A 15,354-nucleotide genomic window follows, 5' to 3' on the forward strand; every position below is an offset into this window, starting at 1 on the left:
CCGAGCCACAATAAATCGGACATGATATTCTCCGGCGAAAAGGACTCCAGCGAGGAGCCGGGGACGATGTGGGCGCCGCTACGCCCCTTCGCCGTAAAGTTTCGCGGGCGAATCCGGCGATCCGCATAAAGTTTCCATAAAGTCCGGCGGGCTTTGCTTGGCGTGGGCGCGCGCGCTGGCTAAGCCTCGCTCATGCCGCCGCCATCCTCTTCAGACAAAAGACCCTCGCCCGACGCGCTGCTCCGTCAAGCGCGGCGGGAAGAGCGCGGCGAGCTAAAGATATTCCTTGGCGCGGCGCCGGGGGTTGGCAAAACCTACGCGATGCTTGCCGAAGGTGCCGCGCTGAGACGCGACGGGATCGACGTCGTGGTGGCGGTCGTAGAGACACACGGCCGTGCCGAGACCGAAGCGTTGCTTGTGAGTCAGGAAATCATCGCGCGGCGCGAGGTCGACTATCGCGGGCGAACTTTGACCGAAATGGATATCGACGCGGTGCTTCGCCGCGCGCCCGCGCTCGCGCTCGTCGACGAATATGCGCACAGCAATGTCGAGGGCAGCCGCCACCCAAAACGCTGGCAGGATGTCGCCGAACTGCTCGATGCCGGGATCGATGTCTATACGACGCTCAACATCCAGCATGTCGAGAGCCTCAACGATGTCGTGGCGAGCTTCACGCGCGTTCGCGTGCGCGAAACCGTCCCCGACAGCGTGTTCGAGGGCGCCGAAATCAAGCTCGTCGACCTGCCCCCCGACGAACTGATCGACCGGCTGAAGGACGGAAAGGTCTATGTGCCGCAGGAGGCGTCGCGTGCGCTCGGCCATTTCTTTTCCAAACCCAATTTGTCGGCGCTGCGCGAAATGGCGCTTCGCCGCGCCGCGCTCAGCGTCGACCGGCAGATGCTGCAGGATCTCGACGCCGGGGGGGTTGTCGGAACCTATGCCGCGGGCGAACGCATTCTTGTCGCAATCAGCGAGCAGCCCGGCGCCGACGCCTTGGTCCGAACAGCCAAACGGCTAGCCGACGGGTTCAACGCGCCCTGGACCGCGGTTCATATCGAAACCCCGCGCAGCGAGATTTTAGACGACGAGGCACAGCGCCGGATCGCCGCGGCGTTGGCGCTCGCCGCGACGCTCGGCGCCACGATCGCGACGATCCCCGCCGAGAATGTCATAGCGGGCCTGCGCGGGCAGATCGAAGCGCAGCGCGCAACGCAGCTGATTATTGGCCGCTCGCAGCGTAGCTGGTGGTTCGAACTGCGCCACGGGTCGGTGGTCGAAACGCTGATCCGCGGCTCCAAGGATCTGGCGGTGCATGTCATTCCGTCACCCGAAACCGCGACGAGCGAGGCGGGGTGGAAAGGCTGGCTGCGCGGCTGGGGTCAGCCGGCGGCCTATGCGGGTGCGCTGGTGTTGATTGCGGCGACGACGCTGCTCGCGAAATTTGCGCAGCCGCTGATCGGGCGCGGCGCGGTCGACCTCCTTTATCTGGTTCCGGTGATCGTTACCGCGACGCTTTATGGCCTGCGCCCGGGGCTGTTCGCCAGCATTGCCGCCGCGTTGGCGTTCAACTTCTTTTTCCTCGACCCGATTCACACCTTCACCATCGCCGACCCGCAAAGCGTGTTGACGATGCTGGTGCTGACCGGGGTGGCGGCGGTGACCAGCAACCTCGCTGGACGGTTGCGGACGCGCGCCCGGATTGGCGTGCGCAGCGCTGAGGAAAACGCGTCGCTCGCGGCGTTCGGGCAGATGCTCGCGCGTGCGTCGGACCGCGAAGCCACTGCGGTCGCGACCTGCGACGAAGTGTCGCGCCTGCTCGGAGTGCGCTGTGTCATGCTCGCGGAAACCGAAGGGGTTTTGACCTCGATCGTGGCGCGTCCGCGCGAAGCGACGATCTCGCCGGTCGATCAAGCCGCTGCCGAATGGGCGTGGAGCAGCGGCGAACCCGCCGGCCGCGGTACCGGAACCCTGCTGGCGTCCGACTGGCAATTTCATCCGCTCAAGACCAGCCTTGGCGTGCTCGCGGTGCTCGGTATCGCGCGCGACGATGACAGCGCGCCGGTCGCTGCCGACAAGGCCACCCTTTTCGCGACCTTGATCGGGCAGGCGGCCCTAGCCCATGAGCGGCTTCACCTTGAGGATGACATGCGCAGCCTTTCGGTGCTCGAAGAGCGCGACCGGCTGCGCGCGGCGTTGCTATCCTCGATCGGCCACGATCTGCGGACCCCGCTCACCAGCGTCACCGCGGCAATCGAGGCGATAGGCGCCGAGCATCCCGATGCCGCATCGCTGCCGACCGCACGCGCCGAACTGTCGCGCCTGCGGCGTTTCCTCGACAATCTGATCGAATTGGTACGGATCGATGCGGGCGGCATCCACCTCAGCATGGCGTCGGTCGACCTGACCGATGCCGTGGCCGGCGTCGTCCATGACCTGAAGGACATGCTTCGCGGCTATCATATCGATTTTCAGGTTCCGGCCAGCCTGCCGTTTGTCAAAACCGACGAGCGACTGCTCCATCATATCCTGCTCAATCTACTCGCCAATGCCGTGCAGCATGGCGGCAATGCGGGGCCGATTTCAATCGTCGGGCGGCGGACGCCCGACGCGTTGCTCCTGACGATCCGCGATCGCGGCGCGGGTCTTGAACCGGGAACCGAGACGGCGATTTTCGATACGTTCGCGCAAGGCACCGGCACGGATCGCCATGGCGGCAGCGGCCTCGGTCTGGCGATTGCCAAGGGCTTTGCGGATGCACTGGGCATCGGGATATCGGCGACAAACCACCCCGACGGCGGCGGCGCATTCACGCTGACCTTTGCTAACCACCTCGTCGTTGCGCTGCCCGCGTAGCCGCGAGCGTCGTTGCCGGAATCGGCAGGCCGCGGGCTTTCAGTTTCCAACGCCCGATAGCAATGCACCAAACGCCATGAGCGAGGCGCCGAGGCCGGTGAACAAAGCGACTTTCGGCCAGCGCGAAAGCAACAGGACAAGCGGAAGTCCGGCGACGGAGAGCATGCCGATGAATGCCACGGGCCCCTGATGCACGCCGAAGGAATGAGCTGCGCACCAGCCGGCGAGAAGGAGCAGCGCCGCCGCGAACGCGCGTAGCGCGGCGACCGCCGGAAGCCGCCTGAACCCGGCATCGCGGCGCAACCGGTGCGTGCTCAGTGCGAGGCATGCCAAGCCGGCATATGATAGAAATACCGGTTCAAATTGCATCGGCGGCTTCCCGCATCGGCTTCGCGGGCTCTTGTGTCCTGCGGGCTCGCGATTTCGGGCTTAACGACGGTCGGGCCGTTCGCCATGCTCCAAATCCAAGCAGCATCCCCGTTGCAAGCATCGCGAGATCGAACGCGGCAAACAACCAGTCGCCGGTCGCAAGGGATCGAAAAAGACCGCGCCCGGTCGTGAGGCCGTTTACCAGTGGCAGAGCAAGGAAAGCGATTGCCGCAATCGCGAGCGTTTCGGTCCACGCGCGGCGGATCGGGCGCAGGCACGCAATCGCCGCGAGTCCAAACCAGGTCCAGAACATGATGGCGACCTCGGCGTCGGCGCGCTCCGCCATCCTCGCCGGGAGCAGGCGGTTGGCGAGGAAAAAGGCGGCCATGCCCGCGGGAAGGCAGGCGATGGCGCCGACATTCAGCCGCTCGGCCAGCCGGATTCCGAAGAAGGGGACGGCATTCGGGCGCTTGCGCTTCACCGTCCAAAGCATCAGCCCCGTGCCGACCATCGCGGTACCGGCAAGGCCGAGCAGGAAATAGGTCCAGCGCATTACGGGGCCGGCGAAGCTGCCCGTGTGCAGGCCGAGCATGACGCCGCTCGTCTCAACCGCGGGGCCAGGCGGAGGCGACGCCGATAGCTGGCGCCCATCGACGCCGGAAAAGACGATCGATCCGCCGCGCGCATTGAGCCGGTCCCTGGAATTCTGGAACAGGGTGACCGTCGCGGCTTCGTCATTGGGATTGCGGACGATCATCGTAGCGGGCGCGCCGCCGCCCCATTCTTTCGAGGCGCGCGCGATGAGCGGCGCGACGGGCGTCAGCGGCGCAAAGCGTCCCGAAACCTCTGCGTCGGGCTCGGCCCCGAAGACGGTGGTCTCGAAGGATGCGGGATCCTTGTAGTTCGCCTGAATTGGCCACGGCATGTACATCGCGACCAGCGTGATAAGGCCGGTGTAGGTAATCATCGCGTGAAAGGGCAGGGCGATCACCGCCGACGCATTATGCGCATCGAGCCAGCTGCGTTGTCCCTTGCTCCAGCGCAAGGTGAAGAAATCTACGAAGATGCGCTTGTGCGTGATGACGCCCGAAATGATCGCCGTCAGCATCGCCATCGCGCAGAGTCCGGCAAGCCATCGGCCCCAAGGATGGGGGATCTGGAGCTGGAAGTGAAAGCGATAGAAATGCTCGCCGCCACGCGTGTCGCGTGACGTCAGTTCCTGACCGGTCGCGGGGGCGAGCCGGAGTTCGGATGGCCGGGGTACGGGCTTCGCATTTGGATCGGGATCGGGCCGGTCGCGGATGAAGATGCGCGTTGCGGTCGTCCGCGCATCGGGCAGCAAGACGAACCATTGCTCGGCGTCGGGCGCGATTTTTTGCAGGTGCGCGACCGCTGTTGTGGCTGCCGTCGCGGGCGCGACCTGACGCAGGTCGATCTCGGGCTGCATCCAGCGCGTGATTTCGGGCCGGAAATAGCTCGCGGTGCCAGTGAGGAACATGGCGAACAGGATCCAGCCCGCGATCAGCCCTAGCCAGCCGTGGATCCACGCCATCGACTGGCGAACGCCGGGCGCCTCGTTCGATGCGGCCTTGCTCATAGCGCCGGCCCCAGAATCCAAAGGCCGCCGATCGACCCGAGTGCAAGGCCCCAGATGATGCCCGCGACGCGTGACAGCCTGGTTTCGTGGAACGCCCAGAGGATGAGGCCGGCATAGGCGAGGAAGGACAGGATCATCGCCCAGATCGTCGCCTCCGCACGGTCGACCGGCGCGATCCGGGCGACAAGCGATACGCTGCCTGCCGCGGCGGCATATCCACCGGCAAATGCAGTCAACGTCCGCGCCGCCATGCGGCCATTCGCGATATAGGATGTCGCCATTGTCCCCTTCATTCCTGATCGCCCGACGGCGGCTTGCCCTAAACAGATTATGCGACTAACTGCAACTGCGAATCTATATCAATAACAATAAGGGGTTATCGATGAAGCCGAATCCGGAGGCCGCTGTGCGGTCGAATCTGTCACGCGCGGCGCTTGCCATGGCGATGCTCGTGGGTTCGCAGCCTGCTTTTGCGGGCGAAGACGCCGCGGAGAGCGGCGCCGCGGGCGAAACGATCGTCGTGACCGGGCTTCGCGAAGCCAGCGTCTCCTTGGCGACCAAGACCGGCACCCCTTTGATCGAGACGTCGCAGACGATCACGGTGATCGATAGCGAAGAGCTCGAACGCCGAAACGCGACAACGCTCAACCAGGCGGTCGGCTATGTCGCCGGCGTCGCTGCGAACCAGCGCGGCGGCACCGTGTCGCGCTATGACCAGATGAATTTGCGCGGCTTTGCGCCCGGTCTTTTCCTCGACGGGATGCGACTGATCGCGGGTCCCTATTCGACCCCGCAGACCGATTTCAACCGGATCGACCAGATCGACATCATGAAAGGACCCGCGTCGGTCCTTTACGGCAACGGCACCCCCGGCGGCCTCATCAACCTGTCGAGCAAAAAGCCCGAGGGCGAAGCATTTGCTCGCTTCGAAGCGCAGGTCGGCAATTACGACAGCCTGCGCTTCGTCGGCGACATCAACCAGCCGCTCGATGCCGATGGCCAATGGCGCGTGCGCCTTGTCGGCGGATGGCAGAAGACCGACGGCTTCACCAAGCAGACCGAGAGCGAGCGCTATCACATCAGCCCGATGATCGCCTTCGCCCCCGACGATCAGACGAGCATCACGCTGATTGCGTCCTACCAGCATGCGCCGTCGGGCGGCGGCTATTCGGGCGTGCCCGCTTATGGCAGCGTGCTGCCGAACACCAACGGCCCGATGGACTATCATCTCAACACCGGCGATCCGGCTTATGAGGTCTATGACCACAAGCAGAAGTCGGTCGCGCTGCTGTTCCGGCGCGAGCTCAGCGAGCATCTGGCCTTCCGCTCGAATTTCCGGTTCCAGAACAACAAGCTGAATTATCGCCAGATCTACGTCGGTGGCTTTGCGACCACCGGGACCGGACTCAATATCAATACCGATTACAGCAGGATCGTCCGCGGCGGCGGCGGCGCCGACGAGGATTTCGACACGCTGACGATTGATAACAGCCTGAACGCGAAGTTCGAAACCGGGGGCATCGAGCATGACATATTGGTCGGCCTCGATTATCTGCGGATCACCGGCGAGAATTTCCAGCAGTTCAACACCGGCCAGACCGCCAATCCGCTGACGAGCATCCCGAACCTCAATCTCTATGCACCCGTCTATGGCGTCGGGATACCCAGCCGCGATCTGACGCTGCTGTCGCCCGCCTATGTCAACACCACCACCACCCGCGACCAGGCCGGCCTCTATATCCAGGACCAGGTGACGATCGGCCAGCTGCACCTGATCGCGAGCGGCCGCTGGGACTGGTATGATCAGCGCACGCTCAACAAGAAGAATCGCGCGCTGACGCCGCTCTCGCAAAGCGCCTTCACGATGCGGTTCGGCGCCCTGTACGAGTTCGAGTTCGGCCTCTCACCCTATGTCAGCTACACCGAATCGTTCGAGCCGCAGGCGGGCGCCGACTATCTCGGCAATCCCTTCTCGCCGACCACCGGCAATATGTATGAGGCGGGCCTGAAATATCAGCCGCGCGGCCTCAATGCGCTCGTCACCCTGTCGGCGTACGAGCTGAAACGGCAGAATGTCCCGGTCGGCGATCCGCTGGCGGGCACCGGCGGCCGTCCGGCGAATTCGCAGGTCCAGATCGGCGAAACCCGCGTCCGCGGCGTCGAGATCGAAGCCCGCGGCGAACTCCGTCCGGGCCTCGATCTCATCTTTGCCGGCACCTACACCGACGCGGTGATCACGCAGGGAACGCCCGCAGTAACTGCCGTGGCGCCCACGCTCACCCGGCTCGGCACCACCGGCACGCCAACGACCACCGGCACCGCCGCACTCGGCGTTCCCAATTGGCAGGCGTCGGCGTTCCTGTCGTACGACTTCGGCCCTGGCGGGGCAGGCGACGCGCCGCTGGGCGGTCTGAGCCTGGGCGGCGGGTTCCGTTATGTCGCTGGCTCCTATGGCTCGACGAACTACAAGGTCGTCAACAGCGTGACGACGTTCGAGCTGTTCAAGACGAAGAGCTTCATCCTGTTCGACGCGATGTTGGCCTATGACCTCGGCCACGCCAGCCCTGCGCTCGAGGGTCTCAGCGTCGCGGTGAATGCGCAGAATCTGTTCGATAAGCAGCATGTCTCGGCCTGTCCCTTCTCCAACAGCTGCTATTTTGGTGCGTCGCGGACCGTCGTGGGGTCGCTGCGCTATAAATGGTGACCCTGCCGCCATAGCGCGGTCGACAAGCAAACGCCGGCTTTCGGGCAAAGCGACCCGGAAGCCGGCGTTTGCGCGCCTTGCCGCCATCGGAGCGGCGCCTCATCCATGAAATGATGGTGAGCCCTGCTGGGTTCGAACCAGCGACCTACTGATTAAAAGTCAGTTGCTCTACCGACTGAGCTAAGGGCCCATCGCTGCGCCGCCGAAGCGGGCTTGCGAAGTGAGCCGTCGCCCTAGTGCGCCGATGCGCCCCGGTCAACCGGCTTCGGACGCGAAAGTCGCGCGGCGAGTTGACGGACGGTTCGGCCATGCAGCGGGTGCTGCCATTCGGGGACGATCGCGCGGAGCGGGCCGAGGACAAAGGCCCGCTGTTCGATCGCCGGATGAGGGATCGTCAGCGCAGCGTCGGACCAGATGCCGCCCGACCAGAGCAGGATATCCAGGTCGAGCGTGCGCGCGCTCCAGCGCTGGCCGGTACGACGGCCAAAGCTCGCCTCGATCGCTTGTAACCGTTTGAGCATTTCGGGCGGGGTGAGCGGCGAGGCGACCAGCGCGACGGCGTTGGCATAACGGCGGCGCGACGGGCCGATCGGGTCGCTGGCGATGATCGGGCTCGCGTCGACCGCTTCGATATCGTCGCTTTCCAGCACGGCGAGCGCGGCGAGCAGCACCGCGCGCGGGTCGCCGTGGCGCGCATGGCGCCGGTTCGAACCGAGGCCGATGGCATAAAGCGGAAGCGGCATTGCGTTGCTCATGGCCCCGCGCCTATCGCAGATGGGTGGAAATTGACAGCCCATTGCCCGGAACCGAGCCGCCGCGCGACTGCCCGCGATGCCCGCGGCTGGTGGCGTTGCGGCGGGAATGCCAAGTTGAATATCCCGATTGGTGGAACGCGCCCGTCAACGCGTTCGGCGATCCCGACGCCTGGTTGGTCTTTGCTGGACTGGCGCCCGGCAAGCATGGCGCGAACCGGACAGGCCGGCCGTTCACCGGTGATTATGCAGGCGATCTTTTGTTCGCGACGCTTGCCGAGTTCGGCCTCAGCAAGGGCCGCTACGAGGCCCGCATCGACGACGGGCTGGTGCTCGACGGGGCGATTATCGTCAACAGCGTCAAATGTCTGCCGCCGCAGAACAAGCCGACGCCGGCCGAAATTGCGAGCTGCCGGCCGTTCTTCGAAAGGCAGCTGGCGGCATTGTCGAAAGTCCGCGTCGTCATTGCGCTTGGTCGCATCGCGCACGATGCGACGCTACGGGCGGTGGGCCTGCGCCTCGCGGACAATCCTTTCGCGCATGGCGCAGTCCATATGCTGCCCGATGGACGCCATCTGGTCGATAGTTATCACTGCTCGCGTTACAACACGAACACCGGGCGGCTGACGGCGGAGATGTTCGCCGATGTCTTCCGCACCGCGCTGGCGCTCAAGGATCAGACGAGCGGACCGAATTCCTCGACCAGTCCGCGGTAAAGGACGCGCTTGAACGGCACGATCAGTTTCTCGATCTCGCTCAGCTCGGCCCATTTCCACGCGCGAAATTCCTGGTGCTTCGTGTGGATGTCGACGTCGCTGTCTTCGCCCATGAAGCGCATCAGGAACCAGTGCTGGCGCTGGCCACGATATTTACCGCCCCACATCTTGCCGATCAGATGGTCGGGCAGGTCATAGAAATATTCCTCGCGGCTGCGCGCGATGATCTCGACCAGTCCGCCGTGCACGCCGGTTTCCTCGCCCAGTTCGCGGATCGCGGCTTCCTCGGCGTCCTCGCCGTCGTCGATCCCGCCTTGCGGCATCTGCCAGGCTTCGCTGGAGGTATCGAGGCGCTGGCCGACGAAGATGCGACCGTCGCGATTGGCGAGCATGACGCCGGCACAGGGGCGATAGGGAAGGGAGCTATGATCGATCATGTCGCCCCGGTAGCTTCGGCGACGATCGCTTTCAATACAGTCAATGCCCCGCGAATATCTTCCTTCGCGCTCGGGATTCCCTGCGCCAGGTTGATATAACCGTGGATCGTGCCCGTCGCCTCACGATAGGTGGTCGGCACGCCGGCCTCGATCAGCTTGGCGGCATAGGCGCGGCCCTGATCGCGTAGCGGGTCGAGCCCCGCAGTGATCAGCAGCGTTGGCGGCAGACCCTCGGCCGGGAAGTCGAGCGGCGAGGCGCGATAGTCGGCGGGGTCGGCGGCATAATGATTGCCGAACCAGGTCATGCTGCCCGTGGTCAGCAGATGGCCTTCGCCGAAATCGCGATAGCTCTGCCAGTCATCGTGCGTCGTGACCGCGGGATAGATCGGGTGGATCGCGATCACCGGCTTCGAGGCTGGACGGTCGCGCAGCGCCAGCGCGGCTGCGATGGTCAGATTGCCACCGGCGCTTTCGCCCGACAGAACAAGGCCCGTGCAGGGGATATTGTCGGCAACCCAGCGCGCCGCGGCCTCGCAATCTTCGGGAGCCGCGGGGAAGGGATGTTCGGGCGCGAGGCGATAGTCGATCGCGATCACCGGCATGTCGAGCAGCCGGGCCGCCTCGGCACAATAGGCGTCGTGCGTATCGAGATCGCCGATCACCCAGCCTCCGCCGTGATAGAAGATCATCACCGGGCCTGTTTCGCGGTCCGGACGATTGTCATAGATTCGAACCGCAATATCGCCCGCGGGGCCGGGGATGGTCCGATCCTCGACCTTTGCGATATCCCCGCGCGGCACATCTGCGAGCTGGCCCATCATGCGGAACATCTCGCGTGCGCCTTCGGGCGGCATCTCTTCCATCTTCGGGCCGTCCTGCGCATTCAGGAAGGCGAGGAAAGCCGCCACATCGGGGCGGGCATGTTGGGTGGTGCCGTCGGTCATCCAGTCTCTCCCTCGTCGCTATTATCGCCCCGCTATTCGCTATCGTCGGTGCAAATTCAATCGCAAATCGAAACCGACCTGTCCTTTGCCCTTTGCAGCGCACAATTTTTTCTGAATTGCGGCATCGCCCCCACAGGCCTAGGCCGTTGTCACAGGTTCGCAAGATTGAGGCAGAAGAGATAATGGCGACAGCGGTAGTGGACGAAGCCGACAAGCGGCAGTCCCCCCTTTCGGATGCGGTAGTGGTACGATTTGCCGGGGATAGCGGCGACGGGATGCAGCTGACCGGCGGTCAGTTTACCCTGTCGTCGGCGCTCGCGGGCAACGACTTCGCGACCTTCCCCGATTTCCCCGCCGAAATTCGCGCGCCCCAAGGCACGCTGTTCGGGGTGTCGGCGTTCCAGATCAATTTCGGTTCGTCGGCGATCGACACTGCGGGTGATGCGCCAGACGTGCTCGTGGCGATGAATCCCGCGGCGCTCAAGACCAATGTCCCCTCGCTCAAGCAGGGGGGGCTCATCATCGCCGACGAGGGCGAATTCAACGACCGCAATCTCGCCAAGGCGAAATATGAGGCGAATCCGCTCGACGATGGCAGCCTTGCGAAGTGGCAGTTGCTCAAGCTCAACATCAGTCAGTTGACGATGGACGCGGTGAAGCCGTTCGGCCTCGGCAACAAGGAAGCCTTGCGCTGCAAGAATATGTGGACGCTGGGGCTCGCGCTCTGGATGTTCGACCGCGACCGCCAGCCGCTGATCGACTGGCTGAACGCGAAGTTCGCGAAGGCGCCCGACCTCGCCGCCGCCAACGTCGCAGCGCTCAACGCGGGTCACGCCTATGGCGAGACCGCCGAGCTCGCGGGCCCGCTCAAACAGCATCATGTCGATCCGGCCCCGGTTGCGCCGGGCCTCTACCGCACGCTGACCGGCGCCGAGGGGATCGCGCTCGGTCTCGTCGCGGGGGCGCAGCTGGCGAAGCTGCCGATGTTCTTCGGTGGCTATCCGATCACGCCCGCCTCGGCGATCCTGCACCATCTGTCGCGGCTCAAGGAATATGACGTCACGACGTTCCAGGCCGAGGACGAAATCGCCGCGATATGCTCGGCGATAGGCGCCAGTTACGCTGGCTCGCTCGGCGTCACAAGCTCGTCGGGCCCGGGTATCGCGTTGAAGGGCGAGGCGATGGGTCTTGCGATCATGACCGAGCTGCCGCTCGTCATCGTCAATTCGCAGCGTGGCGGCCCGTCGACAGGCCTGCCGACCAAGACCGAGCAGTCGGACCTCTATCAGGCGGTCTATGGCCGCAACGGCGATGCGCCGATGCCCGTCATCGCCGCACGCTCGCCCGGCGATGCGTTCGAGTGCGCGGTCGAGGCGGTGCGGATCGCGGTGCAATATATGACCCCGGTGATGCTGCTGACCGACGGCTATATCGCGAACGCCGCCGAGCCGTGGGCGGTCCCCGATCTCACGACCTACGAAGCGTTCCCGGTCGAATTCCTGACGGAAGTGCCCGAGGGCGGGTTCAAACCCTATGGCCGCGACGAAAATCTGAAACGTCCGTGGGTGAAGCCCGGTACGCCGGGCCTGCTCCACCGCATCGGCGGGATCGAGAAGGAACTCGATACCGGCCACATCAATTATGAGGCGTCGAACCATCAGGCGATGACCGACATCCGCAAAAACAAGATCGACGGCATCAAGGTTCCCGACCAGATCGTCGAACTCGGTGCAGAAAGCGGCAAGCTCGCCGTCGTGGGATGGGGCTCGACCTTCGGTCCGATCCATCAGGCGGTGCGCCGCAAACGTGCCGAGGGCGCCGACGTCAGCCACGTCCATATCCGTCATATCTGGCCGCTGCCCGCCAATCTCGGCGAATTGTTGAAAAGCTATGACAAGGTGATCGTGCCCGAAATGAACACGGGTCAGCTCAAAACAGTGCTGCGCGACCAATATCTGGTCGACGCCAAGCCGGTGAACAAGGTGTCGGGCCAGCCGTTTACGATAGCGGAGATCGAAGCCGCGATCGAAGAGGCGCTGGGCTGATGAGCCAAGAAGATTTGGCAGGCATGTCGCCAGAGCAATTGCTCCTCCGCGACCTGATCTACGAAATGCCGGACGTCCTGAAAGACGCTTCAAACGAAAGCATGGAGTATAAGTCGGGGCTGTATAATCTTGCTAAGCTCTTGGAAATGAAGCTCGAGGCTTTCGAAATCGACCAGACGAATTTTGCGCGCCAGATGCCAGACATCAGCGCTTGGTATGAAAGAGGTGCCCTGTGAACGAGATGACCACCATCGCGCGCACGACTACACTCAAGGATTGGGAAACCGATCAGGAAGTCCGCTGGTGCCCCGGCTGCGGCGATTATGCGATCCTGAAGGCGGTGCAGCGCACGATGCCCGAAATCGGCACCGCGCCTGAAAACACCGTGTTCATCAGCGGCATCGGCTGCTCGTCGCGCTTCCCCTATTATATGGAAACCTATGGCTTCCATACGATCCACGGTCGCGCGCCGGCGTTCGCCACGGGGCTGAAGCTGGCAAACCCGAACCTTGATGTGTGGATCGTCACCGGGGACGGCGACGGGCTGTCGATCGGCGGCAATCACACGATGCACCTGATCCGCCGCAACCTCGATTGCCAGATCATGTTGTTCAACAACGAGATCTATGGCCTTACAAAAGGACAATATTCTCCGACAAGCCGCGTCGGGACGACCAGCCCGTCGACCCCTTATGGCTCGGTCGACCGCCCGGCGCAGCCCGCCGCGTTTGCACTCGGTGCGGGATCGAGATTCGTGGCGCGCGGTTTCGACGTTTCGAAGAAGCTGCCCGAGGTGTTGAAAGCCGCCCATGCCCATAAAGGCGCGGCCTTTATCGAGATTTTCCAGAACTGTATCGTCTATAACAAAGACGTGTTCGAGGATTTCGCCGCGCCGAAGGGTGCCGAGGACCGCCAGCTCTGGCTCGAGAATGGCGAACCGATGCTCTATGCCAAGGGTACCAAGGGCATTGCACTCGATGCCGAAGCGCTGCACCTCAAGACCGTCGATGTCGTCGACGGCGACTGGCAGGCCGCGGGCGTGATCGTCCATGACGTCACCAACCGCAGCGTTGCGCATATGCTCGTCGAAATGCGCTTCGGCGAATTCCCGATGGCGCTCGGCGTGCTCTATGACGATCCGCGTCCGACCTTCGAGGCCGATGTGTGGCGGCAGAACGCGGCTGCGCGCGAAGGCAAGACCGCCGATCTCCAAAGCCTGCTCAAAAAGGGGCAGACCTGGACGGTGACCGAGGGCGGCCCCGATCTGTGAAAACAGGGCGGGCAGGGCTGACGCTTTGCTCCGCCTTGTTCCTTGCGACCGCAACCGAGCAGGCTGGCGCGCGATCGCTGCTGGTCCACAGGTCGGAGATTCCCGAGCCGATCGTGGTCGCTCCGTCGGCCGAAAGGCAAAGCGACAATCGGCCCGCCCTTATGTTCGTAGAATTTCGCCAGCCCGCGAAATTTATCGGCTTTCCAAAAATCTGTCCCGGCTCCTCGCCCGACGAAAATCCAGACGAGGTCATTTGCCTGGCGGAACTCTATCAAGGGCCGGCGATGCGGCTCCGCCACCTGTCGGGGCCGAAGACGCCGCGCAGCATGCGGCTGCGTACCACCGCACATTCGGCGCATGTTTATCTGCGCCCGGGCAATTTGCTCCTCGTTGCCGCGCGCCCGTTCGATGATCAGGGTACCAGAGGCATCTTCGCCCACTGGTGGACGATGGCTGACGAAAAGGGGCGTTTTTGCCTGCCCGAGAATGATCTCGCCGAGCTTGGGCTTGCGAAATATTGGGGGCGGGCCAAGCTGTGGGTCGAGGACGGCCCCTATGTGAAAGATCCGATCAGGCGCCGCTGCCTGAAGCCCTGACGCGAGGCCCATTGCAAAGGGCCGCGGCACACGCCACCAAGAGCCCATGGATAATCTCACGCACAGCCTTGCCGGCGCACTCCTCGGCCAGATGGGGCTCAAGAAAAAGACCGGCCTCGCGATGCCGACGCTGATCATCGCGGCGAACCTGCCCGATATCGACGCGACCTGCGCGATCTATGGAATCGAATCGCTGTCGATGCGGCGCGGGATCACCCATGGGCCGATCGCGCTGCTTTTGCTGCCGATCCTTCTATGGGCGCTGATGCTTGCCTTCGACCGATGGCAGGACCGGCGCGGCAAGCGCCCGGCGGGGCGTCTCCCGATCCACAAGGGCTGGCTGCTCGTGCTCGCCTATGTCGGATGTCTCAGCCATCCCGCGCTCGACTGGCTCAATAATTACGGCATCCGCCTGCTCGAACCATTCAGTCATCGCTGGTTTTATGGCGACAGCATCTTCATCATCGATCTGTGGATATGGATCGCGCTGGGGGCATCGATCTGGCTGTCGTTGCGCCGCGAACGGCAGACGGAACCGAATTGGCAACGGCCGGCATGGATCGGCTTCGCCGCGGTCTGCGCCTATATTTTCGTCAATGGTCTGATCACCGGCGCTGCCGAGCGTATGGCATCGAGCGCGCTCGATGCGAGCGGTCATCGCAACGCGCTCGTTGTGGCCAGCCCGCCGCCCCTGCAATTCTGGAAACGCGACATCTTCTGGCGGACCGCCAGCCGCTATGGAACCGCGAGCTTCACTCCGGGGGTTGGCGGCAGTATCGACGTGACCGGAAAGCCGACCGGAATGGACGATCCGCGGCTTGCGACGTGGGTCAAGGCGGACCCAATAGCGCGTGCCTTCCTGTTCTGGTCGCGCATGCCCGTCGCGCAAAGCGAGGGCGATGCAATCCTGCTGCGCGACCAGCGGTTCATGCACCCGCTCGCGCAGGACCGGTTTCAGGTTCGCGTGACCGCGCCTGATACCGCCAGCTATCCCGAATGACAGCACGCGCATGACGTCATGGCGGTGCGCTTCAACCGATTGTCAGGCGTGTGTGTTTGAGGCAGGAAGGC

The 15,354-nt window shown here is 63.9% G+C and carries 14 protein-coding genes and 1 tRNA gene; 8 read left to right on the forward strand and 7 right to left on the reverse strand.

Annotated elements, in window-relative coordinates:
• Nucleotides 1-192: 192 nt before the first annotated feature.
• On the forward strand, nt 193-2,853 hold the full coding sequence (locus AC3A43_RS04270; protein WP_487791288.1) for a DUF4118 domain-containing protein: 2,661 nt from the start codon (nt 193-195) through the stop codon (nt 2,851-2,853).
• Between the two features lie 39 nt (nt 2,854-2,892).
• Here AC3A43_RS04270 and AC3A43_RS04275 read toward each other — a convergent pair whose 3' ends face one another.
• Genes AC3A43_RS04275 through AC3A43_RS04285 form a run of 3 tightly spaced genes read right to left on the reverse strand, consistent with a single transcriptional unit; the run spans nt 2,893 to nt 5,100 of the window.
• On the reverse strand, nt 2,893-3,222 hold the full coding sequence (locus AC3A43_RS04275) for a DUF3325 family protein (protein WP_487791289.1): 330 nt from the start codon (nt 3,220-3,222) through the stop codon (nt 2,893-2,895).
• The gene (locus tag AC3A43_RS04280) at nt 3,212-4,819 is read right to left on the reverse strand and encodes a PepSY-associated TM helix domain-containing protein (RefSeq protein WP_487791290.1); all 1,608 of its coding nucleotides are present in this window, start codon (nt 4,817-4,819) and stop codon (nt 3,212-3,214) included. The genes AC3A43_RS04275 and AC3A43_RS04280 overlap by 11 nt, the downstream gene beginning before the upstream one ends.
• Entirely contained in the window at nt 4,816-5,100 is a 285-nt protein-coding gene (locus AC3A43_RS04285; RefSeq protein WP_487791291.1) for a hypothetical protein, read from the reverse strand. Before AC3A43_RS04285 ends, AC3A43_RS04280 begins: the two co-directional genes overlap by 4 nt.
• Before the next feature lie 101 nt (nt 5,101-5,201).
• On the opposite strand from AC3A43_RS04285, the gene AC3A43_RS04290 reads away from it, so the two are divergent.
• Nucleotides 5,202-7,523: a TonB-dependent siderophore receptor gene (locus tag AC3A43_RS04290; protein WP_487791292.1), complete on the forward strand. Its 2,322-nt coding sequence runs from the start codon at nt 5,202-5,204 to the stop codon at nt 7,521-7,523.
• A gap of 114 nt (nt 7,524-7,637) precedes the next feature.
• Here the strand turns inward: AC3A43_RS04290 and AC3A43_RS04295 are convergent.
• A tRNA-Lys gene (locus AC3A43_RS04295) sits at nt 7,638-7,713 on the reverse strand.
• Nucleotides 7,714-7,756: 43 nt separating this feature from the next.
• Nucleotides 7,757-8,278 (reverse strand): 2-amino-4-hydroxy-6-hydroxymethyldihydropteridine diphosphokinase, encoded by a 522-nt coding sequence (gene folK / locus AC3A43_RS04300; protein ID WP_487791293.1) that lies wholly within the window; start codon nt 8,276-8,278, stop codon nt 7,757-7,759.
• A 23-nt stretch (nt 8,279-8,301) separates the two neighbouring features.
• Here folK and AC3A43_RS04305 point away from each other — a divergent pair, with 23 nt between their 5' ends.
• A complete protein-coding gene (locus AC3A43_RS04305) occupies nt 8,302-8,991 on the forward strand; it encodes a uracil-DNA glycosylase (protein WP_487791294.1) in 690 nt (229 codons plus the stop codon).
• On the opposite strand, the gene AC3A43_RS04310 is transcribed toward AC3A43_RS04305, so the two are convergent.
• On the reverse strand, nt 8,952-9,428 hold the full coding sequence (locus tag AC3A43_RS04310) for an RNA pyrophosphohydrolase (RefSeq protein ID WP_487791295.1): 477 nt from the start codon (nt 9,426-9,428) through the stop codon (nt 8,952-8,954). The two genes, AC3A43_RS04305 and AC3A43_RS04310, sit on opposite strands and share 40 nt — an antisense overlap.
• Entirely contained in the window at nt 9,425-10,372 is a 948-nt protein-coding gene (locus AC3A43_RS04315; RefSeq protein WP_487791296.1) for an alpha/beta hydrolase, read from the reverse strand. Before AC3A43_RS04315 ends, AC3A43_RS04310 begins: the two co-directional genes overlap by 4 nt.
• Nucleotides 10,373-10,554: 182 nt before the next feature.
• Between AC3A43_RS04315 and AC3A43_RS04320 the strand changes: the two genes are divergently transcribed.
• From AC3A43_RS04320 to AC3A43_RS04340, 5 genes are all read left to right on the forward strand, one after another.
• Nucleotides 10,555-12,417, forward strand: coding sequence for a 2-oxoacid:acceptor oxidoreductase subunit alpha (locus AC3A43_RS04320; RefSeq protein WP_487791297.1), 1,863 nt, complete (start codon nt 10,555-10,557; stop codon nt 12,415-12,417).
• Nucleotides 12,417-12,653 carry a hypothetical protein gene (locus AC3A43_RS04325; RefSeq protein WP_487791298.1) on the forward strand — a complete coding sequence of 79 codons (237 nt, stop codon included), beginning with the start codon at nt 12,417-12,419 and terminating at the stop codon, nt 12,651-12,653. Before AC3A43_RS04320 ends, AC3A43_RS04325 begins: the two co-directional genes overlap by 1 nt.
• Entirely contained in the window at nt 12,650-13,687 is a 1,038-nt protein-coding gene (locus AC3A43_RS04330) for a 2-oxoacid:ferredoxin oxidoreductase subunit beta (RefSeq protein WP_487791299.1), read from the forward strand. The genes AC3A43_RS04325 and AC3A43_RS04330 overlap by 4 nt, the downstream gene beginning before the upstream one ends.
• A 284-nt stretch (nt 13,688-13,971) precedes the next feature.
• A complete protein-coding gene (locus AC3A43_RS04335; protein WP_487791300.1) occupies nt 13,972-14,283 on the forward strand; it encodes a hypothetical protein in 312 nt (103 codons plus the stop codon).
• 46 nt (nt 14,284-14,329) lie between these two features.
• Nucleotides 14,330-15,283 (forward strand): metal-dependent hydrolase, encoded by a 954-nt coding sequence (locus tag AC3A43_RS04340; RefSeq protein WP_487791301.1) that lies wholly within the window; start codon nt 14,330-14,332, stop codon nt 15,281-15,283.
• The last annotated feature ends 71 nt before the right edge of the window (nt 15,284-15,354 follow it).

Source organism: Sphingopyxis sp. Soil_C_28, from assembly GCF_057657055.1.

Excerpts from the sequence above, each read along its gene's own strand:
- AC3A43_RS04270 (WP_487791288.1), top strand. The coding sequence starts at position 193 with ATGCCGCCGCCATCCTCTTCAGACAAAAGACCCTCGCCCGACGCGCTG.
- AC3A43_RS04290 (WP_487791292.1), top strand. The coding sequence starts at position 5,202 with ATGAAGCCGAATCCGGAGGCCGCTGTGCGGTCGAATCTGTCACGCGCG.
- AC3A43_RS04285 (WP_487791291.1), bottom strand. The coding sequence starts at position 5,100 with ATGGCGACATCCTATATCGCGAATGGCCGCATGGCGGCGCGGACGTTG.
- AC3A43_RS04340 (WP_487791301.1), top strand. The coding sequence starts at position 14,330 with ATGGATAATCTCACGCACAGCCTTGCCGGCGCACTCCTCGGCCAGATG.
- AC3A43_RS04310 (WP_487791295.1), bottom strand. The coding sequence starts at position 9,428 with ATGATCGATCATAGCTCCCTTCCCTATCGCCCCTGTGCCGGCGTCATG.
- AC3A43_RS04325 (WP_487791298.1), top strand. The coding sequence starts at position 12,417 with ATGAGCCAAGAAGATTTGGCAGGCATGTCGCCAGAGCAATTGCTCCTC.
- AC3A43_RS04335 (WP_487791300.1), top strand. The coding sequence starts at position 13,972 with ATGCGGCTCCGCCACCTGTCGGGGCCGAAGACGCCGCGCAGCATGCGG.
- AC3A43_RS04280 (WP_487791290.1), bottom strand. The coding sequence starts at position 4,819 with ATGAGCAAGGCCGCATCGAACGAGGCGCCCGGCGTTCGCCAGTCGATG.
- AC3A43_RS04320 (WP_487791297.1), top strand. The coding sequence starts at position 10,555 with ATGGCGACAGCGGTAGTGGACGAAGCCGACAAGCGGCAGTCCCCCCTT.
- AC3A43_RS04315 (WP_487791296.1), bottom strand. The coding sequence starts at position 10,372 with ATGACCGACGGCACCACCCAACATGCCCGCCCCGATGTGGCGGCTTTC.
- AC3A43_RS04275 (WP_487791289.1), bottom strand. The coding sequence starts at position 3,222 with ATGCAATTTGAACCGGTATTTCTATCATATGCCGGCTTGGCATGCCTC.
- folK (WP_487791293.1), bottom strand. The coding sequence starts at position 8,278 with ATGAGCAACGCAATGCCGCTTCCGCTTTATGCCATCGGCCTCGGTTCG.